21 protein-coding genes are annotated in these 24894 nt (G+C 29.4%); 6 read left to right on the plus strand and 15 right to left on the minus strand.

Going from position 1 to position 24894, the window contains the following annotated elements; translation table 11 throughout:
- Positions 1-4: 4 nt before the first annotated feature.
- Positions 5-664 (plus strand): ATP-dependent Clp endopeptidase proteolytic subunit ClpP, encoded by a 660-nt coding sequence (gene clpP / locus F7018_RS10425; RefSeq protein ID WP_150900004.1) that lies wholly within the window; start codon positions 5-7, stop codon positions 662-664.
- 42 nt (positions 665-706) lie between these two features.
- Positions 707-1945 carry an ATP-dependent Clp protease ATP-binding subunit ClpX gene (gene clpX, locus F7018_RS10430; protein ID WP_150900005.1) on the plus strand — a complete coding sequence of 413 codons (1239 nt, stop codon included), beginning with the start codon at positions 707-709 and terminating at the stop codon, positions 1943-1945.
- A 78-nt stretch (positions 1946-2023) separates the two neighbouring features.
- On the opposite strand, the gene F7018_RS10435 is transcribed toward clpX, so the two are convergent.
- The gene (locus F7018_RS10435; protein ID WP_150900006.1) at positions 2024-3361 is read right to left on the minus strand and encodes a leucine-rich repeat domain-containing protein; all 1338 of its coding nucleotides are present in this window, start codon (positions 3359-3361) and stop codon (positions 2024-2026) included.
- A gap of 122 nt (positions 3362-3483) precedes the next feature.
- A complete protein-coding gene (locus F7018_RS10440; protein ID WP_150900007.1) occupies positions 3484-5001 on the minus strand; it encodes a M43 family zinc metalloprotease in 1518 nt (505 codons plus the stop codon).
- 106 nt (positions 5002-5107) lie between these two features.
- On the opposite strand from F7018_RS10440, the gene dnaG reads away from it, so the two are divergent.
- Complete coding sequence (dnaG, locus tag F7018_RS10445) at positions 5108-7108, plus strand: DNA primase (protein ID WP_150900008.1); 2001 nt, start codon at positions 5108-5110, stop codon at positions 7106-7108.
- A gap of 91 nt (positions 7109-7199) precedes the next feature.
- On the opposite strand, the gene nadE is transcribed toward dnaG, so the two are convergent.
- Positions 7200-7988: an NAD(+) synthase gene (gene nadE, locus F7018_RS10450; protein ID WP_150900009.1), complete on the minus strand. Its 789-nt coding sequence runs from the start codon at positions 7986-7988 to the stop codon at positions 7200-7202.
- Between the two features lie 96 nt (positions 7989-8084).
- On the opposite strand from nadE, the gene gldB reads away from it, so the two are divergent.
- Both gldB and gldC read left to right on the plus strand, forming a co-directional pair.
- Positions 8085-9050, plus strand: coding sequence for a gliding motility lipoprotein GldB (gene gldB / locus F7018_RS10455; RefSeq protein ID WP_150900010.1), 966 nt, complete (start codon positions 8085-8087; stop codon positions 9048-9050).
- Entirely contained in the window at positions 9050-9388 is a 339-nt protein-coding gene (gldC, locus tag F7018_RS10460; RefSeq protein ID WP_150900011.1) for a gliding motility protein GldC, read from the plus strand. The genes gldB and gldC overlap by 1 nt, the downstream gene beginning before the upstream one ends.
- A 27-nt stretch (positions 9389-9415) precedes the next feature.
- On the opposite strand, the gene folK is transcribed toward gldC, so the two are convergent.
- The 9 genes from folK to tamL form a co-directional block, all read right to left on the minus strand.
- A complete protein-coding gene (gene folK / locus F7018_RS10465) occupies positions 9416-10546 on the minus strand; it encodes a 2-amino-4-hydroxy-6-hydroxymethyldihydropteridine diphosphokinase (RefSeq protein WP_150900012.1) in 1131 nt (376 codons plus the stop codon).
- 287 nt (positions 10547-10833) lie between these two features.
- On the minus strand, positions 10834-11970 hold the full coding sequence (locus F7018_RS10470) for a PorT family protein (RefSeq protein WP_150900013.1): 1137 nt from the start codon (positions 11968-11970) through the stop codon (positions 10834-10836).
- Positions 11963-12505, minus strand: a complete 543-nt coding sequence (locus F7018_RS10475; RefSeq protein ID WP_150900014.1) for an RNA polymerase sigma factor — start codon at positions 12503-12505, stop codon at positions 11963-11965. Before F7018_RS10475 ends, F7018_RS10470 begins: the two co-directional genes overlap by 8 nt.
- A gap of 131 nt (positions 12506-12636) precedes the next feature.
- Complete coding sequence (locus tag F7018_RS10480; RefSeq protein ID WP_150900015.1) at positions 12637-13563, minus strand: hypothetical protein; 927 nt, start codon at positions 13561-13563, stop codon at positions 12637-12639.
- Between the two features lie 103 nt (positions 13564-13666).
- Positions 13667-15907 carry a polyribonucleotide nucleotidyltransferase gene (locus tag F7018_RS10485; RefSeq protein WP_150900016.1) on the minus strand — a complete coding sequence of 747 codons (2241 nt, stop codon included), beginning with the start codon at positions 15905-15907 and terminating at the stop codon, positions 13667-13669.
- Positions 15908-16089: 182 nt separating this feature from the next.
- Complete coding sequence (gene rpsO, locus F7018_RS10490) at positions 16090-16359, minus strand: 30S ribosomal protein S15 (RefSeq protein WP_150900017.1); 270 nt, start codon at positions 16357-16359, stop codon at positions 16090-16092.
- Positions 16360-16488: 129 nt separating this feature from the next.
- A complete protein-coding gene (gene accD / locus F7018_RS10495; protein ID WP_150900018.1) occupies positions 16489-17346 on the minus strand; it encodes an acetyl-CoA carboxylase, carboxyltransferase subunit beta in 858 nt (285 codons plus the stop codon).
- Between the two features lie 159 nt (positions 17347-17505).
- A complete protein-coding gene (fbaA, locus tag F7018_RS10500; protein WP_150900019.1) occupies positions 17506-18573 on the minus strand; it encodes a class II fructose-bisphosphate aldolase in 1068 nt (355 codons plus the stop codon).
- Between the two features lie 98 nt (positions 18574-18671).
- On the minus strand, positions 18672-21125 hold the full coding sequence (tamL, locus tag F7018_RS10505) for a translocation and assembly module lipoprotein TamL (protein WP_150900020.1): 2454 nt from the start codon (positions 21123-21125) through the stop codon (positions 18672-18674).
- A 72-nt stretch (positions 21126-21197) separates the two neighbouring features.
- Here tamL and F7018_RS10510 point away from each other — a divergent pair, with 72 nt between their 5' ends.
- A complete protein-coding gene (locus F7018_RS10510; protein WP_150900021.1) occupies positions 21198-21935 on the plus strand; it encodes a TrmH family RNA methyltransferase in 738 nt (245 codons plus the stop codon).
- On the opposite strand, the gene F7018_RS10515 is transcribed toward F7018_RS10510, so the two are convergent.
- From F7018_RS10515 to F7018_RS10525, 3 genes are read right to left on the minus strand one after another with little or no spacing between them, the layout of a single operon-like run.
- A complete protein-coding gene (locus F7018_RS10515) occupies positions 21932-22546 on the minus strand; it encodes a deoxynucleoside kinase (RefSeq protein WP_150900022.1) in 615 nt (204 codons plus the stop codon). The genes F7018_RS10510 and F7018_RS10515 overlap by 4 nt on opposite strands.
- 55 nt (positions 22547-22601) lie before the next feature.
- Positions 22602-23282: a response regulator transcription factor gene (locus F7018_RS10520; protein ID WP_150900023.1), complete on the minus strand. Its 681-nt coding sequence runs from the start codon at positions 23280-23282 to the stop codon at positions 22602-22604.
- Positions 23275-24870: a sensor histidine kinase gene (locus F7018_RS10525; RefSeq protein WP_150900024.1), complete on the minus strand. Its 1596-nt coding sequence runs from the start codon at positions 24868-24870 to the stop codon at positions 23275-23277. Before F7018_RS10525 ends, F7018_RS10520 begins: the two co-directional genes overlap by 8 nt.
- Between the last annotated feature and the right edge of the window lie 24 nt (positions 24871-24894).

Below are 24894 nucleotides of genomic sequence, written 5' to 3' on the forward strand. Positions count from 1 at the left end.
AAGAATGGATTACGGAAAAGAATTCGAGAAATACGCAACAAAGCACCACGGAATAAATAGTACATATTTAGGAAAAGTAACAAGCAGTTTAACTCCATACATTATGGAAGAGCGTCAAATGAATATTACTCAAATGGACGTTTTTTCTCGTTTAATGATGGATAGAATTATCTTTTTAGGAACTGGTATTAACGACCAAGTAGCTAATGTAATTCAAGCGCAATTATTATTCTTAGAAAGTGTGGATGCAAGCAAAGATATTTCAATCTATATCAATTCACCAGGAGGTGGAGTTTATGCAGGTTTAGGTATTTACGATACTATGCAGTTTATTAAGCCAGATGTAGCAACAATTTGTACTGGTATGGCAGCTTCAATGGGAGCAGTTTTAATGTGTGCAGGAGAAAAAGGAAAGCGTTCAGCATTACCACACTCTCGTATTATGATTCACCAACCATTGGGAGGAGCACAAGGGCAAGCTTCTGATATGGAAATTACTGTAAAAGAAATAGGGAAGTTGAAAACTGAATTATATAATATTATTTCACACCATTCAGGACAACCTTTTGACAAAGTTCATGCCGATTCTGATAGAGATTATTGGATGAAAGCTGACGAAGCAAAAGCTTACGGAATGGTTGATGAAATTTTAACAAGAAAATAAGAATAACAATAGCTAAGTAATAATTAGCTCAAAGTTGATAGGATGTCGAAAGAAGAAAATTTACAATGTTCCTTTTGTGGGCGTAAAAAACCAGAAACGGATTTATTAATCGCTGGTTTAGATGCACACATTTGTGATAAATGTATTGAACAAGCTCATGGAATAGTTGAGGAAGAAATTGCTGAAGCTAAAACTGGAGGTTTGTCTCAAGATTTAACATTAAAGAAGCCAAAAGAAATTAAAGCTTTTTTAGATGAGTATATTATTGGACAAACAGAAACTAAAAGAGCAATGTCTGTAGCTGTGTATAATCACTATAAGCGATTATTACAAGTTAAAGATGATGAAGATGAAGTTGAGATTGAAAAGTCAAACATTGTTTTAGTTGGAGAAACAGGAACAGGGAAAACATTAGTAGCTCGTACCATTGCAAAAATGTTAAATGTTCCATTTTCAATTGTTGATGCAACAGTTTTAACTCAAGCAGGGTATGTAGGAGAGGATGTAGAAAGTATTTTGAGTCGTTTATTACAGGCTGCTGATTATGATGTTGAAAAAGCAGAGAAAGGAATTGTTTTTATTGATGAGATTGATAAAATAGCACGTAAAGGTGATAATCCTTCAATAACTCGAGATGTTTCTGGAGAAGGTGTTCAACAGGCTTTATTAAAGCTTTTAGAAGGAGCCGTAGTAAATGTGGCACCAAAAGGAGGTAGAAAACACCCAGAACAAAAGTTTATTGAGGTAAATACTAAAGATATTTTATTTATAGCCGGAGGAGCATTTTCTGGAATAGATAGAATTATTAGTAATCGTTTAAATATGCAGGCGGTAGGTTATAGTGCGTCAATAGATGAAGACAAGATTGATGAGAGTAATTTATTACAGTATATTATTCCTTCAGATTTAAAGTCTTTTGGATTGATACCAGAAATCATTGGACGTTTACCTGTATTAAGCTACATGAATCCTTTAGATGCAAAAACTTTAAGAGCTATTTTAACAGAGCCTAAAAACTCAATTATTAAGCAGTATACTAAATTGTTCTCTATGGATGATGTAGACTTCTCGTTAACAGAAGAAGCTTTACAATACATTGTAGATAAAGCAATAGAGTACAAGTTAGGAGCACGTGGATTACGTTCGTTATGTGAAGCTATTTTAACTGACGCAATGTTTGATATGCCTAGTTCTGATGATAAAGAGTTTATAGTAACAAAAGAATATGCTGAGGCAAAATTAACGAAGTCAGCTTTAAAGAAATTGAGAGCAGCTTCTTAAATTTAGTTAATTCATAAATAAAAAAGACCACATTTTTAAAATGTGGTCTTTTTTTATAATACTATTTTGAAACTAAGATTAACTTCTAATTTTGCTATGCTTTTTAATCCATTCATTAAGTTGAACAGGGGTTAATTTATATTTCTGTTGTACTTCTTTTTTCTTACTTAGTATATAAGTTGGATTTAAAACAGCGGCATCATATTCACCAACAACAGCTTTTTTAAACTTTGTATAATGACTATCCGTAGTTTCTTGTGGTTGCTCTGTTTTAGCTTTTAAAGAAGGAGTACCAAATGAGTTTATCCATTCTGCAAATTGTTCAGGGTTTAACTTATATTTTTTTTGAATTTCCTCTTTTTTGCTTTGTAAGTAAGCTGGGCTTAATACTAAATTTTCATATTCTTCTACCGCAGCTCTTTTAAATTTGGAATAATGAGCAATAGTGCTTTTTTTCTGAGAACTTGCGTTAGAAGCGCTATTATTAGCCTTTAAGTTAGAGTATTTAGCTATCCATTGAGTAAGTTGCTCAGGGTTTAGCTGATATTTTTGTTGAACTTCAACTTTTTTATTGTCTAAGTGAGCTTGATCTAATACCAATTTATCATATTCAGTAATAACCGAAAGTTGGAATTTTTCATAATAATTAGCGGCTGAATCACTAGATTCATTATTTGTAGCAACCTTTGGTGTTTCTACCTTTTTTTGAGGAGTTGTGTTTTGAGGTATGTGTGTTTTCTCTGTGTTTTTAACAACAGTACCTGTGTTAAGAGTTTCTAAAGCCTTATTAGCAAATGATGTGCTTTTGTCTTTATACCAACCAGAAGGAATGTTATTAAGTTGAGAATCGTTAGCTACGATAACATCTATTTTATTACTAGTAGCATCTAAGTTTTCAAGATTGTGACAACCTTTCAGATCAAGTTCAGTTAGGTTGTTAAAGCTACAGTATAGAGTTTCTAAACGATCGTTATTTCCTAAAATTAAACTACTTAATTTATTATTGTCACAACTTACATATACCAATTCTGTATTGTTACTAAGATCTAAGCTTTCTATTTGATTTTCACTACAGTTTAAGAAAGTAATCGATTTACTTTTTGATAAATCAATCTTAGTAATATTATTACCAAAACAATCTAAACGCTTTAAATTAGGAAAGCTTTCTAAACCAGTTAAATCTTTAATTTTAGAGTGTACATTTGGTAATAGTTTGTTTGTTATAGGGTCATTAATATTTAAATTAACAACATACGCTGCATCGCTAACTAAAATGTTACCATTTAAACCATTAGTATCAATATCTAAGTCAATTAAGCATTCTTCAAGACCAATATCAGGTATACGGATAGTTTCTTGAGAAAATAAATTAGCGCATAGAAATAAAGATAACCAAAGGCCTATATATGTTTTCATAAAAAGGGAATTTTAGCGTCAAAAGTATAAAATTTCGATATAATTACCCTTAAAAGAGAACTTATTTTTAAGTTTAAACCGTTAAAAGGTTTTTACCATAACAACAATGAAAAGATAAAAAATTAAATATCAATTTTATAGATTGTTCTTTTTATTTGTATGCCGTTTTCTAAAACCTTTTTTATAAAATAATATTTATTAGGTGGTAATTCCCGTTCATAATAAGGATTTGTTTTAATGTCGTTCAATCCTAATGTTTGTGTTTTATAATAGCTATCGCCTAATGATTCCTTAGAGGTAATAGTAACAGAAGTAATTGGTACTGAATTAGCGTTTCTAGCTTTAAGTCCTCCTAGGCAAGTGTAGACAATAATGTCGTTTCCAAGTTGTTTAATTTTTACAGCTCTAATATATCCTATATCTTCTGGAGTTTCATTTTTACTTACAGTATGTTCTAATCTGAGTTTTCCTGGAGTATCACAAGGAGCTTGTGTATGATAAAATTCATAATCAAATCCTTTTTGAAACTTATGAACAATTTTACTTGGAGTTCTATAAACAATTTCATTGCCAAAATTATTAGGGTCAGGCTCTGTATGTGTAACTTCTCCTAAGGTAATTTTTGAAGCGTAAGGTTCGTATAAACTTTCTAGAGAGTTCATGACTTTAGCAAATTTAGTAGCTGAATTTTCTCTAATAGCTGTTCTCATTTTATCTCCTTGTCCTTTTGTAAAAACTGCATTGTCTAAAGATCTACAAGGTAATGTGCTTGAACTCATAAAATTATTAGCAGGGATATTGGAAAACTCAATATTGCATTTAGAATTATTGTTGGTACCAGTGTATGTAGAACAATCAGAGTCAACTTCGCTACTGTCATAAGTAGTAGATGGAGCAGTATCATCAACATGGTCGTTTGCGTGAGCTAATTCACAATTTGAACTATTCCAGTTATGATAAGTATGTAATAAAGATAAGTTATGTCCAATTTCATGTGGCAAAGTTGAAGTTAGTAAATACTCATCGTCAATAACAGTATTAACACCATTTCTATTAGCCATACCAGAATATTTAATAAACTGAATATTGTTGTTGAAAATTTTATCAACTATAAAAATATTAAAACTATCATCCTGATATTTATTAATGTCTTTAGAGTATTGTACTAACTCATTGAAAGTACCAAATGGAGTTTGACCTTGAAGCCCATGAAAAATGGTAAGCTTATTTGAATTATTTATATGATTGAAGCCTTTAAACTTAAAGAATATATCAAACTGATTAAATTTATCGTTAAGTATTGTGATAGCTTCAATAATGTTACTTTCCTCTATCGGAATTTCTCTGGTTCCATCATCTTTATTAACAATATGAAAAAATACATTAATAACATATTTAGAATCATCAAATGAGTTTGAAGAAGTGTTTTTATGAAGGTTTAGTTCACTGTTAATTAGATTTATGTCGTAAATAGAACCACATTGAGGAGGTATAATTTTTTTTTCTAAAACGTATTCTTCAACTTTATTTAGTTCAAGACTTTTGTTTTTTAAAAGTTCACTAATTCTTTTTTGAGATATACCATTTGCTATGCATAGAATGGTAAACAGGAGTACGAGGGATATCCTTTTTCTATTCATAAGTATTTGTTTTTTAACTACTTAAAGCTTAATAAATATACTCTTATTTTTTTAAAAAAGAAAATTTTTAAAAGCATTATCTTTGAAAATTCAATATTTATAGCCAATGATAACTCAACAAACGATAGAAAAAGTATTTGAATCTGCAAGAGTGGAAGAAGTGATAGGAGAGTTTGTACAGTTAAAAAAATCGGGAAGTAGTTTTAAAGGGTTAAGTCCATTTACAGATGAAAGAACTCCTTCATTCATGGTATCTCCAGTAAAACAAATATGGAAAGATTTTAGTACAGGAAAAGGAGGGAATGCAGTATCGTTTTTAATGGAGCATGAACATTATTCTTATCCTGAAGCTATTAGGTGGCTAGCAAAAAAATATAATATTGAGATAGAAGAAACTGAGCAATCTGACGAGCAAAAACAACAGATGAATGAACGTGAAAGTATGTTTTTGGTTTCAAAATTTGCTAAGGACTATTTTCATGATATATTAATGAATAGCCAAAAAGGTAGAGCAATAGGGTTGTCTTATTTCAAAGAAAGAGGTTTTAGAGAAGACATAATAGAAAAATTTGATTTAGGATATTGTAAAGATGAATGGGATAATTTTACCAATGCCGCATTAAATAAAGGATACGATCTTAAATTTCTAAAATCAACAGGTTTAACTATTGTAAAAGAAGGTGGAGCTCAAGATAGAAAATTTGACCGTTTTAAAGGACGTGTAATGTTTCCAATCCATAGTATGTCTGGTCGTATTTTAGGTTTTGGAGGAAGAATACTAACAAATGATAAAAAGGCAGCCAAATATTTAAATTCACCAGAAAGTGATATTTACCATAAGAGTAAAATTTTATACGGTATTTATCATGCAAAGAAAGAAATTGCTAAACAAGATAATTGTTTTCTAGTAGAAGGATATACGGATGTAATTTCGTTTTATCAATCTGGAGTAGAAAATGTAGTAGCTTCATCAGGTACTGCTTTAACCCCAGATCAAATACGTTTAATAAATCGTTTAACGAAGAATATAACTGTCTTATTTGATGGAGATGCAGCTGGAATTAGAGCTTCGATAAGAGGTATTGATTTGATTCTGGAACAAGGAATGAATGTAAAAGTTGTCTCTTTTCCTGAAGGAGAAGATCCTGATAGTTTTGCGAAATCACATTCAAGTAAAGAATTAAAAGAATATTTAGAAAATACAGCACAAGATTTTATTGAGTTCAAGGTATCTTTATTAATGAAGGAGGCTGCCAATGACCCAGTAAAAAAAGCAGGGTTAATTCGTGATATTGTAACGAGCATATCCAAAATTCCGGATGGGATTCAAAGAGAAGTATACGTACAGGAATGTGCTAATATTATGGATATATCCGAAAGAGTATTGTTTAGTGAGTTAGCACAATTATTAAGTAGGAGTGGAGGAAATAGCGGAGGTCAATCGCAAAGTTCTTATTCAGAGCCCCAACGTTCTCAGGAAAGAGAGCAGCCTAGAATGGGGGTTGTTAAAGGAAAAGGAGCTAAGGCAAACCAGAAAATAGATCAATTAAATATTTTAGAAAAAGAAGTAATAAGGATATTATTACTGTATGGAAATGAAGTAATAGATTTTGTAAACTGGGTAGATGGGGTAGATGAAAAAGGAAGACCTATTTTAGAAAAAGAAGAGTACCAAAACTCAGTATGTAATGAGTTGTATCTTAATTTACAAGAAGACGAAATTGAATTTACCAATGAAGTATTTAGGTTAACTTATTATGAGTTAATACATCAATTGAATCAAGATGAGAAAATATCTATAGATCAATTGATTATGCATGAAGATACTAACATATCAAACCTAGTTACTAATGTTTTAATGGATGAAGAAAAATATTCATTAAGCGATTGGGAAAGAAAAGAAGTGTTTGTAACAGATACTATAAAAATACTTCCTAAACTAGTGTCAGATGCAGTATTGAATTTAAGAAGAGTTTTGATAGAAGAAAAAATTAAAGAAATATTAGAACAAGTACAAACGGAAAATAAAATGCCTGATTTAGAAGAGATTTCTAATTATACCGATTTAAAAAAGCGCCTTTTTGAAAAGTTAAACCGAGTAGTTTAATGTTAACTAGATTTTATTGCCGTTTAAGATATCTAACGGTGAAAAGAAACGTACTTATCAAAAGATTAAACGGCAAATAATATTGGTTAACTTACTTTAAATCTAAAGGGATTTCACAAACTGGTATAGGGATCATTTTATGTTGGTTAATTCGGTTAAGACGCGTATATATTTTATATACTTCTAGTTCTCTACCAGAAAAATCATCATTAGTTTTCCCTATATTTTGCATTTCCATAGCCCATTCTAATTCATCATATGAAGCACCAATTTGGTCTTCGTCTGTTCTGCTATCACCAAATAAACCATCGGTAGGTTGTGCTGTTTGGATAGAGTCCGGTACACCTAAATATTCTCCTAAAGCATATACTTCAGATTTTACTAAATCAGCAATAGGGCTCAAGTCAACCCCACCATCTCCATATTTTGTGTAAAAACCAACACCAAAGTCTTCAACTTTATTACCTGTTCCAGCAACTAATAAACCGTGTAAACCAGCAAAATAATATAAAGTTGTCATACGCAAACGCGCACGAGTATTGGCTAATGCTAAATCTGTTTTAGCAGAAGATTCAACTTCAGGTACTAAAGTTTTAAAGTCTTCAAATGTAGAAGTTAAATTAACTTCAACCTCATTTACATTGTCAAAGCGTTCTTTAAGTTGTTTAATGTGTTCATTGGCTCTATTAACTTGGCTTTCTGCTTGATGTATAGGTAATTCAACACATAAAGTAGGTAGACCAGTTTTGGCACATAAAGTAGAAGTAACAGCGCTATCAATACCTCCAGAAACACCTACTACAAAACCATTTACCTTAGCATTGTTAGCATAGTTTTTTAACCATTGAATTATATGTTCAGCTACTTTAGGTGTATTCATAATAAAAGATATTTTAGTAAGAGTTTATATAAAGATCGTATAAACTATTTTAGTAATTTCGACGTTGTAATTTTGAATGTAAATATACTAAAGTTCATGAGAAAATTTTTGACACTTTGTGTTTTAGTTTTAGGAATGATTTCTTGTAAAAAAGAAGAGAAATCGAAGTTAGACGTTAATGTTTCTAACATAAAAGTTAATGTAAAAATTGATCGTTTTGATATAGATTTTTACAACACGTCAGAAAAGAGTTTGGAACAAGTAAAAAAAGAATACCCAATATTATTTCCTTTAAATGTTCACGATAGTGTATGGGTAAATAAACGTAATGATAAAGATGAACAAGAGTTGTTTATAGAAACTCAACGTTTATATAGTGATGTAAATGAATTGGATTTAGAATTGGTTTCGTTATTTAAGCATGTAAAGTATTACAATCCAAAATTTGTAAGTCCGAAAGTAATTACAATGCTTACTAATATTGATTATGATAATCGTATTGTTTATTCAGACAGTTTGCTGTTAATTTCATTAGATTCTTATTTAGGAAAACAGCATAAGTTTTATAATGACTATCCTGGATATGTTAAAGAGAATAATAAAAAAGAAAATATAATTGTTGATGTTGCCAAGGCAATAATAAGTAAACAAATGTATCCTAGTAGATCGAGACGTTTTATAGATAAAATGATTTATAAAGGAAAGAAAATGTACTTATTGGATGCTTATTTGCCAAATGTACCAGATGAATATAAAATAGGGTATCCAAAAGTTAAGTTTGATTGGGCTGTAGATAATGAAGAGCAGATATGGAAGTATTTTGTAGGAAAGGATTTATTATATAGTACTAGTAAAGAAAATGATAAAAGGTTTTTAAACTTAGCTCCATTTTCTAAGTTTTATATGGAAGGTGATAGTGAGTCGCCAGGAAGAATAGGTGAGTGGATAGGTTGGCAAATAGTACGTTCGTATATGAAAAAGAATGATGTATCTTTGCGAGAATTATTACAAACGAACGAAGAAACAATATTCAATAAATCAAAATATAAACCGAAGAGATAATGGCAATAGAACATACTTCAAAGATTACTTTTAAAGTAGGGTTAGATGAGAATAGAATTCCAGAAGAGATTTCATGGAGTGCTGAAGATGGAGGAATAACAAACGAAGCATCAAAAGCAATCATGTTGTCTGTTTGGGATCATAAAAAAAAGGATACCTTACGTATGGATTTGTGGACTAAAGATATGCCTGTAGATGAAATGAAGCAATTTTTTCATCAAACATTAGTATCGATGGCTAATTCATTTGAAAGAGCTACTAATGATGATAAAATGAGTGCAACAATGCGCGATTTTTGTGATTATTTTGCAGAAAAACTAGAATTGGTAAAAAAATAAAAAAAGCAGCTTTTAAGCTGCTTTTTTTTATGTTGTATGATTTTTGATTTTATTAATTATAAAATGATAATCTTCTGGGTTGTTTACAAAATCTAAATCAGAAACATCAATGATTAAAATATTTAAATCTGATTGTGTTTTTATAAAGTTGCTATAGCCATCGTGTATTTTCTGTAAATAACTGGCTTCAATATTTTGTTCGTATTCTCTACCTCTTTTTTTAATATTTTGTAAAAGACGCTCGGTGTTTTGATATAAATAAACGTATAAATCAGGTTTAGTTATTTCTTTATACATTAAATCGAACATTTTTCTATATAATTTATATTCGTCTTCTTGCAATGTGATTTGAGCAAAAATTAAAGATTTAAATATATAGTAGTCAGAAACAATAAAGTTTTTGAAAAGATCAAACTGAGCTAAGTCATCAGATAATTGTTGATATCTATCAGCAAGAAAACTCATTTCTAAAGGAAAAGCATATCGTTCATTATCATTATAAAATTTAGGTAAAAAAGGATTGTCTGCAAAACGTTCTAATACAATTTTGGCATTAAATTCATCAGACATCATATTGGCTAAAGAAGTTTTTCCTGCACCAATATTTCCCTCAATAGCTATATAATTATACTTTTCGGTAATAGGAATAGGTCTTTTTAATTCCTCATTAATAGGTGTTATTTCTGAATTGTCTACACAATTTTCAAGGCAAATATATAAATGCTTTTTCTCTATTGGGTGAATTGTATTTCTAGCTATTTCAACCAAAGGAACCAAAGCAAACTTACGTTCTAACATTCTTGGATGTGGAACAATTAAGTTTTTTGAAAAAATTATTTCATCGTCAAATAATAAAATATCAATATCAATAATTCTATCGGTATAACCTTCAGAAGTATTTCTAATTCTACCTAGTTCTTTTTCAATAAAAAGTAACTTTTTTATCAAGGTTTCAGGAGGTAAATAAGTAGAAACTTTAATACATGTGTTGTAAAAATTAGCTCCATCAAAGCCTAAGGAAGGAGTTTCATATACAGTTGCAATTTTTTGAATAGCACCGATTTGATCGGCAATTAAATTAACAGCACTTTGAATATTTTGCAACTTATTCCCTTGGTTCGTTCCTATAGATAAATATGTAATTCTTTGTATTTTCATGAGTAGAGTGCAAAGAAAAATAAAACTTAAATAAGAACGAGCAAAAAATAAAATTTTTATTTAACAAATTTCTTCATAAAAGGATAGGGTAAACTGCTTTTTACTTGTTTTAATACTGAATTTCTTTAAGAGTAAATTTTTTAATAGATTATTGGGGAATAATCAAAACGAACTCTACTAAGGCTACTATTGACAGTGGCCTTTTTTATTAAGATTAATAAGGTTAAATAAAAAAGCAACCATTATGGTTGCTTTTTTTGAAAGAAAAATTTGAGACTTATATTTTCTTAAAAAGAATATGTTATTCCTGTTTGAAAGTTTAATGTATTAGAGTTAAAATTAATATTGTTGGAATGATATAAATTAAAAAATTGTTTATAGTTACATTCAACACTAAATTGTAAATTTTTTGAAACATCAAAAATATATTCTGCACCTAAGTTGAAGGTGAAATTTCTACTTTTAATCATTTTTGATGTACCAAGTAAAAGTCTTTTCGAGTTTGAAGAGTATGCATATATTCCATTTTTTTCTAGTAAAAGAATACTGAAACCTGATATAATCGAAAAGTTTGGAACTTTTTTTAAGAATACATATTTAGTTTCTAAAGGTATTTCTAGGTAATTATTTCTTTCACTAATATGAATAAAATGAGCGTCCTGAAATAAAAGTTTTAAGTCACTAAAATACAAATTTCCTTGGATGTTAACGGTATTTGCATTTAAAAGGTTATTGATGCTTTGTTCATTAGGTACATGATAAGTGTTAAAGTTAATCTTTAACCTTTTTAGTCCTGTTCTTATTTTAAGACGTTTATTTATAATATAATTAAAATAAATACCATAAGTTTCGCTAGTACTATTGTTTTTATTTCTTTTTCCAATATTTTTAATGTGGTTTTCAGTAACACTAGTGTTTAAAAAGTTTATACCAGCTGTGGCTGTTATTTCCCATTTTTCATAAATGTTTTTTTTCGGAGTTTCAAGAGTATTAAGATTTAGTTTTGGGAAAATGTTAGTAATATTAAGTTTATGATAATTTTTAGGAGAAAGAGATATTGCTTGTTTTAAGGTTGTTTTTGGGTGTGTAATATTGTTCTCTTTAATTAAAAGAGTTTTTACAAGATGTTTAGAAGTTTTCTTTTCTTTTTTTTCTTTCTTTTTGTTGATTCCTGTTATTTTATATTGTGCATCTGGAGATATTAGGTATTCTTCATTAATTTTTGTTGAAGTATGAACAGGTGAGGGTTTCAATAAATAGAAAAGTCCTATGCTTAGTAATATTAACAAAAGCAGATACCATCTAGTGTTTGTTTTTTTTCTAGATAATTTACTTTCAATGTTTTCCCAAACAAATTCTTCAGGAGATTCTTGTAACTGATCTAGTTTGTGTTTAAGTACTTTACCAATTTCCTGTTTATCCATGAACTTTAGTTTGAGTTATATATTGTTGGATGTTTCCTTTTAAAATTTTTTTAGCTCTAAATAAATTAGATTTAGAGGTGCCTACTGAAATTGTTAACATATTAGAAATATCATTATGAGAAAAATTATCAAGTTCATATAGGTTAAATACTAAACGATATTGGTTTGGAAGCTTCTGAATAAATTTTAAAATAATAGATAGAGGTATTTCATTAATATTCTCAATAAAAACATCTTCATTTTTAAAAGAATAATTTTCTATTGGAGCCATTTGTATACTTTTCTTATATCTATCTATAGCTTTATTTATTGCTATCCTTTTCATCCAACCTTCAAAACTACCTTTGTTTTTATACGATTTAATATTTTGAAATATATAAAGAAAGGTATCTTGTAAATTATCTTGAGCTTCTTCTTTATTTGTACAGTATTTAAGAGAAAGAGAATACAAGCTATCTTTATAATTATTATATAAAATAGCTTGTGCTTCTCTATTTTTCTTTTTACAATTTTTTATTACTTCTTCTAAATTCAATATGTAGCCTTTTTTATACTAATTTGACCTTTTTCATAGCAATGTCTATTTAATTAATTCAAGAATATTTTATTGTTATAAGTATGTAATTACTATTAAGTCTTTTTTTTGTAAAAGGTTGCGTAGAAAAGTTAATTATACGAAAAACTTTCTTCAAAACTAGTAAGAGCACCAAATCCATCTATAGCGGAACGATAGGTTGATTTTACATGTTGATCATTTATAATAGAATTAGTAATTTCAAATTTTGTTACTAAAGGTGAGCTTTTAATTTCATAATTAAATTGTTGTATTGTTCGAGGTGAAATATTTCTAAATTTAAAAAAGGTAGGGGAGAAACTAGCATTTTGATAATGAAGAATCATTAATTTTTTTTTACTGAATGTTTTTTCAAGAATTTTATATAACGCATTAGTTTCATTTGTGGTAGTAATAAATGATTCAGACCATAATGTTTTGTTACTATTATTTATACGATATGTATTGTATTTTATTGGTGCATTATTATTATAGATGTATTCTGTAATTTGATGCCCCCCATTACTAAATTCATTTTCGTAATAGATGCCATTTTGATTTTCATCTAAAACAATTTTTGCAATTATTTTGGTTTGAAAATTAAGACCATCCGTACTTTTAGCTTCATTTACAAATATTGTATCCGGAGTATGATTAAAAGTTGTTTTTTTGTAGTTATTAACAGAACCTTCTTCTTGTTTTTTAAAAGTTTCAATTAAGTTACCATTATTATCATAAGTAAAAGTTTCAGTAGAGAGTAGTACCCCATTTTTTTTAACAATTCTTTCAGATAGCCTTTCATTTACATACTTAAATTGTCCACTAACAGGTTCTTTTAAACCGTTAATTCCTTCGTAGGTTAATATTTTATTATTACTGATTTTATATTTTATTGAATCTTTTACATCACCAGTGTTAGGATCAAAATTTTTATAAGTATAGCTAAATATTTGATTATTGGGAAGAGAAGGAATGACTATTTCATCAGTACAGGCGGTAAAAGTGAGTAGAAATAGTCCTACGTAAAAAATGTTTTTCATGACTTATTTATTTTATATTTATTATTAAGTCTTGAAAAATCGAAAAGGTTGCGTAAAAAAAAATCGTCAACTAAAATTGACGATTTTTTTACAAAAAAGAATACTAATTTTCTTTCTTTTGTGGTCTAGATTTTCTATCATCACGACGATTATCGCGATTACGGTTATCTTTATCCTTGTAATCCTTTTTACCATCATTGTTTCTTGGTTTAGAAACATAACCTTCTGGTTTTGGTAACAATGCTTTACGAGATACTTTTTCTTTACGAGTTCTAGGGTCTAAACCAAAGTATTTAACGTCTAAGATATCTCCTAATTTTACTACATCAGAAACATTATCTGTACGTTCCCAAGCTAATTCGCTTACGTGTAATAAAACTTCGTTTCCTGGAGCTTCTGTATACTCTACTACAGCACCAAAATCTAACATCTTAATAACTTTTACTTCGTAAACTGAACCTTTTTCAGGTTTAAAGGTCATAGCTTCAATACGAGCAATTACTTTGTCTATTCCTTCTTGGTTTGTTCCTAAAATTTCAACAATTCCTTCTTCAGTCACAGGATCTTCATTGATAACAATAGTAGTTTCTGTTTCTTTCTGTAATTCTTGAATGTGTTTTCCACCAGGTCCAATAAACGCACCAATTAAGTCGTTAGGAATTACTCTATTTACCATCTTAGGAGCATGTGCTTTTACTTCCCCATTAGGAGTAGCAATAGTATCAGTTAATTTTTCTAAGATATGTAAACGTCCATCACGAGCTTGTTTTAAAGCGTTTACTAAAATCTCGTAACTTAATCCTTTGATTTTAATATCCATTTGACAAGCTGTAATACCATCTGCAGTACCAGTTACTTTAAAGTCCATGTCACCTAAGTGATCTTCGTCTCCTAAAATATCAGATAATACAGCATAACGATCCCCATCAGAGATTAATCCCATTGCAATACCTGAAACTGGCTTTTTCATTTTAACACCAGCATCCATTAATGCCATTGTACCAGAACATACTGTGGCCATTGAAGAAGAACCATTAGATTCTAAAACTTCAGAAACTACACGTACTGTGTAAGGACAATCATCAGGAATCATTCCTTTTAAAGCTCTTTGAGCTAAGTTTCCATGTCCAATTTCACGACGAGACGTTCCTCTTAAAGGGCGTGCCTCTCCTGTTGAAAATGGAGGGAAGTTATAATGTAAGTAAAAACGTTCTTCGTCTTGGATAGTTGGAGAGTCAATCATGTTAGCATCTCTAGAAGTTCCTAAAGTAACTGTTGCTAAAGCTTGAGTTTCTCCACGTGTAAAGATTGAAGAACCATGAGTTCTTGGTAAATAATCAACCTCACACCAAATTGGTCTAATATCTGTAGTGTTACGTCCATCTAAACGTAATCCTTCATTTAAAGTTAAATCACGTACAGCTGCTTTATGAGCTTTACCGAAGTACTTTCCTACTAAATCACCAAATTCTTCTAATTCTTCTTCAGTAAACATAGCAATTACTTCTTCTTTTACTTCAGAAAAAGCTAAACCACGTTCTTGTTTAGAAGTACCTCTTTTAGCGATATCGTAACATTTTTGGTAAGCAGCATCATGAATTTTTTGAGCTAATTCTTCATTAGTAGCTTCAGCTTCATATTCACGAGTTTCCTTTTTACCTGCAGCTTCAGCTAAAGCTACCTGAGCAGCACATTGTATTTTAATTGCTTCGTGAGCAACTTTAATAGCATCAGCCATTTCTTCTTCAGAAACTTCATCCATTTCTCCTTCAACCATGGCAACAAAATCATTAGAAGCTCCTACCATTAAATCGATATCAGCTTCAGCTAATTGCGTAGCACTTGGGTTAATGATGAATTCACCATTAATTCTAGCTACACGAACCTCAGAAATTGGTGCTTCAAAAGGAATATCTGATAATTGGATAGCAGCAGAAGCAGCTAAACCAGCTAATGCATCTGGCATAACATTTTCATCATGAGACATTAATTGAATCATTACCTGAGTTTCTGCATGGTAATCTTTAGGGAAGAGAGGTCTTAAAACTCTATCCACTAAACGCATAGTTAAAATTTCTTCGTTTGAAGGACGTGCTTCACGCTTCATAAATCCACCTGGATAACGACCAGCAGCAGCAAATTTTTCTCTATAATCTACTGTTAAAGGTAAAAAGTCAATACCAGGGTTTGCAGTTCTTGCTGATACAACTGTGGCTAATAACATTGTATCTCCCATTCTTACAACAACAGAACCATCTGCTTGTTTAGCTAATTTTCCTGTTTCTAATGTGATGGTTCTTCCATCTCCAAGCTCAATGACTTGGTTAAATACTTTTGGAATCATAAATTAATTCTTCTAAATTTTTAATTCGTTTTTTGTTGTTGTGTTGTTGTATTTCCAATGGAAAACCAAAATTGTTGTTAGTAATTTTGGATTTTTTATATAAATTTCTGTTTGTTAGTCAGAAATGAATTTTTTGTAAAATAAAAAAGAGGCACGTTTATAGAGCCTCTTTTTGGTAGAAATTATTTTCTAATTCCTAATTCTTTAATAATCGCACGGTATCTGTTGATATCCTTTTTCTTTAAGTAATCTAACAAGCTTCTACGCTTACCTACCATTTTTACTAATGAACGCTCCGTGTTGAAATCTTTACGATTTTGCTTTAAGTGCTCAGTTAAGTGGTTAATTCTGTGCGTGAATAATGCGATTTGTCCTTCTGCAGAACCAGTATCGTTTGCTCCTTTACCGTGTTTAGCAAAGATGCTTTCCTTTACTTCTTTAGTTAAATACATACCAATATTGTTTAAATGATTTTAATGTACTCAATGCTTTTACATTGAAGCTGCAAATGTACAATTATTTTTTAGAATGTTAATAAAGAACCAAAAAATAAAAAAGCTAGCGTTAGCTAGCTTCCTTAATTAGGCTCTAATTGGTTGATTTTGGATTAAATCAATATATAAGTTAACTTGTTTCTTTAAGTTTTTTCTTTCGTAAATACCATCTAAGAATCCATGTTCTAAAACAAATTCAGAACGTTGGAATCCTTCAGGTAATTCTTTACCTGTTGTGTCTTTTACAACACGTGGTCCAGCAAATGCAATTAAAGCATTAGGTTCAGCTATGTTAATGTCTCCTAGCATTGCAAAAGAAGCTGTTGTTCCTCCAGTTGTAGGATCTGTACATAATGATATGTATGGTAATTTAGCTTCTGCTAATTGAGCTAACTTTGCTGATGTTTTTACTAACTGCATTAAAGATAATGAAGCTTCCATCATACGAGCACCTCCTGATTTTGATACCATTAAAAATGGTAATTCGTGTTGGATTGCATAATCAATAGCTCTTGCTATCTTTTCTCCTACAACACTTCCCATTGATCCTCCGATAAAAGCAAAGTCCATAGAAGCAATAACAATATCTTTTCCTAAAGATTTACCAACAGCAGTTCGTACAGCATCTTTTAATCCTGTTTTCTTTTGTGCTGCTTTTAAACGATCTGGATATTTTTTAGTATCCACAAATTTTAAAGGATCTTTAGCAGTTAACTCTGAATTTAATTCTTCGAACTTATTGTCGTCAAAAAACAACTCAAAATATTCATTACTTCCTATACGTACATGGTATCCATCTTCTGGACTTACATATAAGTTTTTCTTTAATTCGTCTGTATCAATAATTTTCCCGCTTGGAGTTTTATACCACAAGCCTTTAGGAGTGTCTTTTTTTTCTTCGGTAGGGGTTTGAATTCCCTTGTCTTTACGTTTAAACCAAGCCATAGTGTTTAGTTTATATTTTGTTGTTTGTGTGTTATTAACTCTTTTTTATGAAAAGAGTAGGCTACAAATGTAAAAGATTTTTACGAACTTTACTTTTATGAGCAATAAAAAAAGCATCTAACCTCGATTAGATGCTTTTTTTTGTTGATTTATAGTTGTTTATAAGGTGTTTACATTGTTTAAATCTTCAAAAGCTTTTTTAAGACGAGCTTTAAAAGTTTGTTCACCTTCTCTTAACCATTTACGTGGATCGTAGTATTTTTTGTTAGGTAAATCTTCTCCTTCTGGATTACCAATTTGGCTTGATAAGTATTCTTTTTTACCTATGATGTAGTCACGAATACCTTCTGTAAAAGCATATTGTAAATCTGTGTCAATATTCATTTTGATAACACCATAACCTATAGATTCTCTAATTTCTTCTAAAGTAGAACCAGATCCTCCATGGAATACAAAATCAATAGTATTATGAGGTACGTTGTATTTTTCTGAGATATACTCTTGAGAATTTTTTAAGATTTTTGGAGTTAATTTTACATTTCCTGGCTTGTATACTCCATGAACATTACCAAAAGCAGCAGCAATTGTAAATTGATCACTTACTTTCATTAACTCTTCATAAGCATAAGCAACTTCTTCCGGCTGTGTATATAATTTAGAAACATCTACATCGGTATTATCTACACCATCTTCTTCTCCACCTGTAATACCTAACTCAATTTCTAATGTCATACCCATTTTACTCATACGAGCTAAGTATTCTTTACAAATCTCTATATTTTCTTCTAATGGTTCTTCACTTAAATCAATCATATGTGAGCTATAAAGAGACTTTCCTGTTTCTTTATAAAATTGCTCACTAGCATCTAATAAACCATCAATCCAAGGTAATAATTTTTTAGCCGCATGATCTGTATGTAAAATTACAGGTACTCCATAAGCTTCAGCTAATAAATGAATGTGTTTTGCTCCAGCTACAGCTCCCGCTATTGCAGCTTTTTGATCTTCGTTAGAAAGTCCTTTCCCTGCATTGAATTGAGCTCCTCCATTTGAAAACTGAATAATTACTGGAGAGTTTAGTTCTTTTGCAGTTTCTAATACAGTATTAATAGTGTTTGAACCTACTACGTTTACTGCTGGTAAAGCAAATCCTTTTTCTTTTGCTAATTGAAATATTGCTTGAACTTCTTTTCCAGTAGCAACACCTGGTTTGATATTATGAGACATTAAAATTGATTTTTAGTTGTATTATAATGCTCCAAAAATAAGAAAATTAAAACTTATCTGAATTAAAAATAACGATAACGTTGTAGCAAAAAAAGAAGTTAAAAAGGATAATTTATACCAATATTTAATACAGAACTTGAAAAGTTCATATTTCTGAACCATCTATTTCCTGTTAAATAAGGTTCATGAACTTTGAAGCCTAAATCTAATCGAGCAATTAAGAATTTAAAATCGTATCTCATTCCGAAACCAGTACCTACTGCCATATCTCCTAACGATTTTATATTTTTAAATTTTGCATCATCATCTATGAATTCAGATTTAGTAATATCCCAAATATTTCCAGCATCTACAAATAAAGCTCCTTTTAACGACCCTAGTACATCAAAACGATATTCAAAACTTGTAAGAAACTTTAAACTACCAATATTATATTCTAAACCTGTTGATCGAGTACCAGGACCTAAGTCATATGTCCTCCATGCTCTAATATCATTTGAACCTCCAGCAAAATAACTTCTAGAAAAAGGGATGTTTGATTTATCGTAAGTCACTATGGCTCCCAGAAAGGTTCTATGTGCTAATACAGTGTTGTTTCCTAAGTTCCAGTATTTTTTATATTCAACATCAGTTTTAAAGTATTGAGCTATTGGAATTTTAAAAACAGTAGTTTTTCCATTGTCATTTTTTTGTTTTGATAAAAGTCCCATTACATTTCCTGAGTTAGCTATTCTAAGTTTAAAAAATGAAAAACTTTGATCTTTTGCATTTTCTTGATTGTTATAAGTAAAGCTATATGCAATTTCTGGAATTAAGAAATCGGAAGTAATAATTCTATATCGATCAATTATATTTAAAATAACACCTAGATCTTCAGGATTGTTTTGGAAATAAGTAGTATTACTAGCTATTTGTGCAGCGTAATTTCCTATTTGATTAAAATTACCAGGAGTATTATCAGGAACAGGTAAAGTGGGATTTGAAACTTGTCCTATGGCTATTAATTTTAAATACTCTGAAGAATATACATTAAAATAATTACTCACATTTAAGTTTCTTATATATTGAGCATTTAATAATTCTAGTTGAATTGATTTACGCTTTGTGTAGTTCCATTTATAATCAATTCCTACTGTAATATTTTGTCTATCTAAACCAATGTTTTTCTGAATTCCTACTCCAGTAAAAAACTTAGTTCTAGGGAACATTCTTTTGGGTACAAATTTATGTAAGCCAAAAGGAGCCATTAAACGTGGTACTTCTAAAGAAATATCGCCTCCAACTTCCCAACCAGGACCATTATTAGAATTAAAATAAGAACCAAAAGTTGAAAACTTAAAGATTTCGGCACCTTTAAATGTGTTTCTATTAGTTAAAGAGAATTTTAGTGAAATGTCAAAATTTCGAATATTTGACCTTGAAAGTTCTGTGTCAAATCCTAAAGTATATTTTTCTATAGGTGTTAAAAATATAGACGCTTCTAATTCATCGTCACTAAGTTCATTATATCGGATAGAGGTCGATTTGAAATTTCTTAGACCTTTTAAATGTCTTCTAGTTAAATTTCGTAAAGAATCACTATAAACCGAATTAGGTTTGATAAATATTGATTGTGATAAATATTTAGGGTTGTATTTTAGTTTGTCGTTAGCATAAAAATTAATGCCTTCGTAAGATGTAGAATCTTGATGTGGTAGATTTCTTTTATTGTAAGTATAGTCTGTATAGACATTAACCTTTTTAATCTTTTGAATTTTAAAAGGAATAACTCTGTCAGAAATATTAACGTCAACATCTGTTTTTCTATAATTTTTTAGAGTGTCGATGTCAAATAAAATATAATTCTCATTAAAATGATAAATACCTTTATTTCTAAACAGTTTTACTAATCGATCTGCTTCTTTTATAAAATTATCAACTTCGTATTGGTCACCAGATTTTAAAAAACTATTTTCTTTTGATTCTTTGTACAAAGATGAAAGAACAGGAGAAGATATCTTTGTGCTAATAGAGTCTAAAAAAGATGGTTTACCTCTTAAAACATTATATGTTATGGCTCCTTTTTTTCTACCAATAGTATCTTTTCTTGAAGTTACCTTTGATCTAAAGTAACCTTTTGTTTGAAAATATGTGCTTAAATTAGTTACAGTTCTTCTTGTTTTTCTGTCATTTATAATAATAGGTGCTTGTCCACTTCTTAAAAACCAATTGTTAAAACCGATAAAACTTCTAGCAACTGCAATACTTTGTTTTTCAGAAAAATTATTTTTAAAAAAATTATACGTTTTTGGATTGTTTTTTGCCCACTCACTTGGTGTTTTAGAGCCATCAGGGTTTCCTAAATTGTAAAAATATAGTGAAAGAGGCATTCCTAAAGCTTTAGCGTTAGGCTTTTGCATTAATAATTCAGAAATATTACTACTGGAATTTTTTGAACTGTCTATATAAACAGTGTTTTTGGCTAATAATAATTCATTCTCCTTAACGTACTTTATGGTACTACAAGAATAGAATAAGACTACTAATAAAAAGAAGAAAGAAAGTTTTTTCATTAACTTTACGCCTCGTATTTTTTTATCAAAAATACTATTTTTTAGTGGTTTAAAAGTGTTAAAAAAGATTTAATGAGTTTATCTAAGAACAACCTGAAATTAATAACTAGTTTACAACAAAAAAAGTATAGACAACGACATAAATTATTTGTAGCTGAAGGGATAAAGGTTGTAAATGAATTGTTGAATTCGTCTTTAGAGTTATATCAAGTATTTACTACTGATGATTCTTTAGGTTTTATAAATGGAGTTAATTCTATTGTGATATCTGAAAACGAATTAAAAAAAATAAGTACTTTAAAGAAACCAAACAAAGTTCTAGCATTGTTTAAAATTCCAGAAGATATACTTACAAGTGATAAGGAGAGTTTTATATTAGCTTTAGATAATGTAAATGATCCTGGGAATTTAGGAACTATTATTCGTTTGTGTGATTGGTTTGGAATAACTGAGTTAGTTTGTTCTAAAACTACTGTAGATTGTTACAATCAAAAAGTAGTGCAGTCTACTATGGGGTCACTGACAAGAGTTAATATTTCTTATGTAGATTTACCTAACTTTTTGTCAAATACAACTTTACCAGTTTATACTGCAGACATGGATGGTGATAATGTTTATACATCAGAGTTACCCCAAAAAGCAATATTAGTAATGGGTAATGAGGCTAACGGAATTTCAAAAGAAATTTCTGAAATAGTAAAGCACAAATTAACCATCCCACGATTTGGGGAAATTCAGCAAACTGAAAGTTTGAATGTTGCTACTGCAACAGCTATTTTATTAAGTGAATTTAAAAGAGTGCAGGTTTAGAATAAACCATTTATTTGCGCATCTATTCTATCAATGATGTATCCTAAATCTTCTTGATTAGCAACGAAGTCTAAATTATCAACATCAATAATTAATAATTTTCCTTTGTTGTATTTACTAATCCAAGCTTCATAACGTTCATTTAATCTGCTTAAGTAATCAATGCTAATAGAGTTTTCGTAATCTCTCCCTCTTTTGTGTATTTGTCCTACTAAAGTAGAAATATCTGCACGTAAGTATATTAATAAATCAGGAGGTGTAACTAAATTCTCCATTAATTCAAATAAAGAACTGTAATTGCTAAAATCTCTATTTGTCATAAGTCCCATAGCATGCAGGTTAGGTGCAAAAATATGAGCATCTTCATAGATAGTCCTATCTTGAATAATTTTCTTTCCAGATTTTCTTAACTCTAAAACTTGGCGGAATCGGCTGTTTAAAAAATAAACTTGTAGGTTAAAAGACCAACGCTCCATTTCTCCATAAAAATCATCTAAATATGGATTCTCATCTACAGACTCGAAATGAGGTTCCCAATTAAAATGTTTTGCTAATAGTTTGGTTAACGTGGTTTTACCTGCGCCAATATTTCCGGCAATTGCTACATGCATAGTTTTCGAATTTCAAGGTGGTAAAATTACATAAAAAAAGGGATTTCAAAAGTTTTTAACACATCAATTTATAACCATAACCACGAATGTTTATAATTTGAATAGATTCGTCTTTTTTTAATTTTTTACGCAACTTAGAAATAAACACATCCATACTTCTTGCATTGAAAAAGTCATCATTTCCCCAAAGTTTTTTTAAGATAAAACCACGATCTAGAACTTCGTTTTTCTTTTGAGTTAAGTGATAGAGTAGCTCTGATTCTTTATGAGTTAATAATTCTGAATAATCTTCAAATGTCAACGTTTGTTTAGTGTAATTAAAAATAAAATTTCCAATATTAATTTTTGAAATATCTTTTTTTAAGTTAATTCTATTCAATAAAGCATGAACTCTAACAATGAGCTCTTCCATAGAGAACGGTTTCTTCAAATAATCATTACCTCCGTGTTGAAATCCTTCTAATACATCTTTGGTTTGTGATTTCGCAGTTAAAAAAATAATAGGAATAGAATTGTTTTCTTCTCTTATTTGTTTAGCTAATGTAAAACCATCCTTTTTAGGCATCATAACATCTAATACCAAAACTTCAGGTTTTTCTTTTTGATATAGGGTGTATGCTTTTTCTCCATCTTCAGCATGGAAAACTTCAAAATCTCTTGTTTCTAAACTTTCTTTAATGATTTGACCTAAACTAGGTTCGTCTTCGGCTAATAATAATTTTATTTTTTTAGTCATTTGGTAAAGAAATTTTAAAAACAGTTTGTTTAAAGTCGGTAGTTAATGATATAATTCCATTATGCTTTTCAATAATTTTTTTGGTATAATATAAACCAATTCCAAACCCTTTAACATCGTGGGTGTTTCCTTTAGGGACTCTATAAAATTTTTCAAATATTTTGTCTTGTTGGTTTTTATCAATACCAATACCATTGTCAGCCACAGAAACTTCCAAATTATTTAAAAGAAAGTTAATGTTAATTTCAATTTTATTACCACCATATTTAATAGCATTATCTATTAAGTTTGAAACAGCATTTTCAAAGTGGAATGGGTCTATTTCTTTTTCTAAGCTTGAGACATTACTTGAAAAATGTATGCTTTTTTCTGGGGCGATTAATTGATGTTTTTTTGTGAGTTTTTCAATTAAATCAATAATATTAACAGGTTCTTTTTTTAATAATAATTTCTCACTATCTAAAGTGGCAGTTTCTAAAAGTTTTTCAACCATTTGGTGTAGCTTTTTTAACTGTATAGATGATATAGATAAGTATTTTTTAGTTTTTTCTTTATCATCAATAATATTAAAATTGTTTATGGCTTCAATAGCTGTTGAAACTGTTGTGATTGGAGTTTTAAATTCGTGAGTAATATTACTAATTAAATCATTTTTAATTTCTGCGAGTTCCTTTTGTTGATTGATGATTTTTAGCAAATAAATTAAACTAGAAATAACAGCTAATGATAAAAGAAAAGATAATAATATACCTGTGAAACTTCTTTTTAATGCTTCATATGTAGGATTGCTATAATATAAATTAATGTCTTCATGAGATTTTAAAAAAGTAGATTTTGCATTAACTTTTAATGGATATTTAATATTATCAGTTTTATTGGTGTAAAAAAGAGAATCGTTTTTAAAATGTTTAAAATAAAAATCTGTTTGAATTTTTTTATTATTTAATTCTTTAGCTATTATAGAGTCTAGCTTCCTGTAGTCGATAGTATCGTTTTGTATAGCTATAAAAATACTTTGTATCCCTTTTATTAGTTTTAGACTATCTACAGATTTTTTCCCTAGAAACAATTGAACTTTTTCTCTATTATTATAGGACTTCATTGTTTCCTTATCTTTTTTAGATTGAATAGAAATATCAAAACTTAAAGAGTCATTTTTCTTTGATGTAACTATGTTATCTTTTCCTGTAAAAGATTTTATAAAAGCTGAATCCATTTTAGTAAGGTCTTCTTTTCCTCCATTTATTTCAACTGCAGTAATTTCAAAGGAAGATTTTTTTTTCTCGGGAAATTTTTTTACAATTTTTTTAATTCCTGATCTTCTAAAGATGCTTTTCCAAGCAGCATTTTTTTCCTTTTTATTAGTGGGTGTTAAATGTTCTGGTTCTACAATTGCAAAATGACTTTCCTTGGTGAAATCAACATAATATGCTTCAATAGAATTGTCTAAACTAATTTGAATTTCGTTTAAAACACGTTGTCTATTTTGTTCATAATTTTTATAGTTCCAATAAAACTGTACTGTTATAGTAGTCAGTATTGTAACTATAATTAAATATAAAATCCAATGTTTTTTTGGGTTCTTCATGTTTCAAAGATAAGTGGTTAAAGT

Source organism: Tenacibaculum aiptasiae, from assembly GCF_008806755.1.
In the GTDB taxonomy this organism is placed as follows: Bacteria; Bacteroidota; Bacteroidia; order Flavobacteriales; family Flavobacteriaceae; genus Polaribacter; species Polaribacter aiptasiae.

What these genes read in the sequence shown, in the direction of transcription:
- clpP (WP_150900004.1), top strand. Translation starts at nt 5, where the DNA reads ATGGATTACGGAAAAGAATTCGAGAAATACGCAACAAAGCACCACGGA.
- clpX (WP_150900005.1), top strand. Translation starts at nt 707, where the DNA reads ATGTCGAAAGAAGAAAATTTACAATGTTCCTTTTGTGGGCGTAAAAAA.
- F7018_RS10435 (WP_150900006.1), bottom strand. Translation starts at nt 3,361, where the DNA reads ATGAAAACATATATAGGCCTTTGGTTATCTTTATTTCTATGCGCTAAT.
- F7018_RS10440 (WP_150900007.1), bottom strand. Translation starts at nt 5,001, where the DNA reads ATGAATAGAAAAAGGATATCCCTCGTACTCCTGTTTACCATTCTATGC.
- dnaG (WP_150900008.1), top strand. Translation starts at nt 5,108, where the DNA reads ATGATAACTCAACAAACGATAGAAAAAGTATTTGAATCTGCAAGAGTG.
- nadE (WP_150900009.1), bottom strand. Translation starts at nt 7,988, where the DNA reads ATGAATACACCTAAAGTAGCTGAACATATAATTCAATGGTTAAAAAAC.
- gldB (WP_150900010.1), top strand. Translation starts at nt 8,085, where the DNA reads ATGAGAAAATTTTTGACACTTTGTGTTTTAGTTTTAGGAATGATTTCT.
- gldC (WP_150900011.1), top strand. Translation starts at nt 9,050, where the DNA reads ATGGCAATAGAACATACTTCAAAGATTACTTTTAAAGTAGGGTTAGAT.
- folK (WP_150900012.1), bottom strand. Translation starts at nt 10,546, where the DNA reads ATGAAAATACAAAGAATTACATATTTATCTATAGGAACGAACCAAGGG.
- F7018_RS10470 (WP_150900013.1), bottom strand. Translation starts at nt 11,970, where the DNA reads ATGGATAAACAGGAAATTGGTAAAGTACTTAAACACAAACTAGATCAG.
- F7018_RS10480 (WP_150900015.1), bottom strand. Translation starts at nt 13,563, where the DNA reads ATGAAAAACATTTTTTACGTAGGACTATTTCTACTCACTTTTACCGCC.
- F7018_RS10485 (WP_150900016.1), bottom strand. Translation starts at nt 15,907, where the DNA reads ATGATTCCAAAAGTATTTAACCAAGTCATTGAGCTTGGAGATGGAAGA.
- rpsO (WP_150900017.1), bottom strand. Translation starts at nt 16,359, where the DNA reads ATGTATTTAACTAAAGAAGTAAAGGAAAGCATCTTTGCTAAACACGGT.
- accD (WP_150900018.1), bottom strand. Translation starts at nt 17,346, where the DNA reads ATGGCTTGGTTTAAACGTAAAGACAAGGGAATTCAAACCCCTACCGAA.
- fbaA (WP_150900019.1), bottom strand. Translation starts at nt 18,573, where the DNA reads ATGTCTCATAATATCAAACCAGGTGTTGCTACTGGAAAAGAAGTTCAA.
- tamL (WP_150900020.1), bottom strand. Translation starts at nt 21,125, where the DNA reads ATGAAAAAACTTTCTTTCTTCTTTTTATTAGTAGTCTTATTCTATTCT.
- F7018_RS10510 (WP_150900021.1), top strand. Translation starts at nt 21,198, where the DNA reads ATGAGTTTATCTAAGAACAACCTGAAATTAATAACTAGTTTACAACAA.
- F7018_RS10515 (WP_150900022.1), bottom strand. Translation starts at nt 22,546, where the DNA reads ATGCATGTAGCAATTGCCGGAAATATTGGCGCAGGTAAAACCACGTTA.
- F7018_RS10520 (WP_150900023.1), bottom strand. Translation starts at nt 23,282, where the DNA reads ATGACTAAAAAAATAAAATTATTATTAGCCGAAGACGAACCTAGTTTA.
- F7018_RS10525 (WP_150900024.1), bottom strand. Translation starts at nt 24,870, where the DNA reads ATGAAGAACCCAAAAAAACATTGGATTTTATATTTAATTATAGTTACA.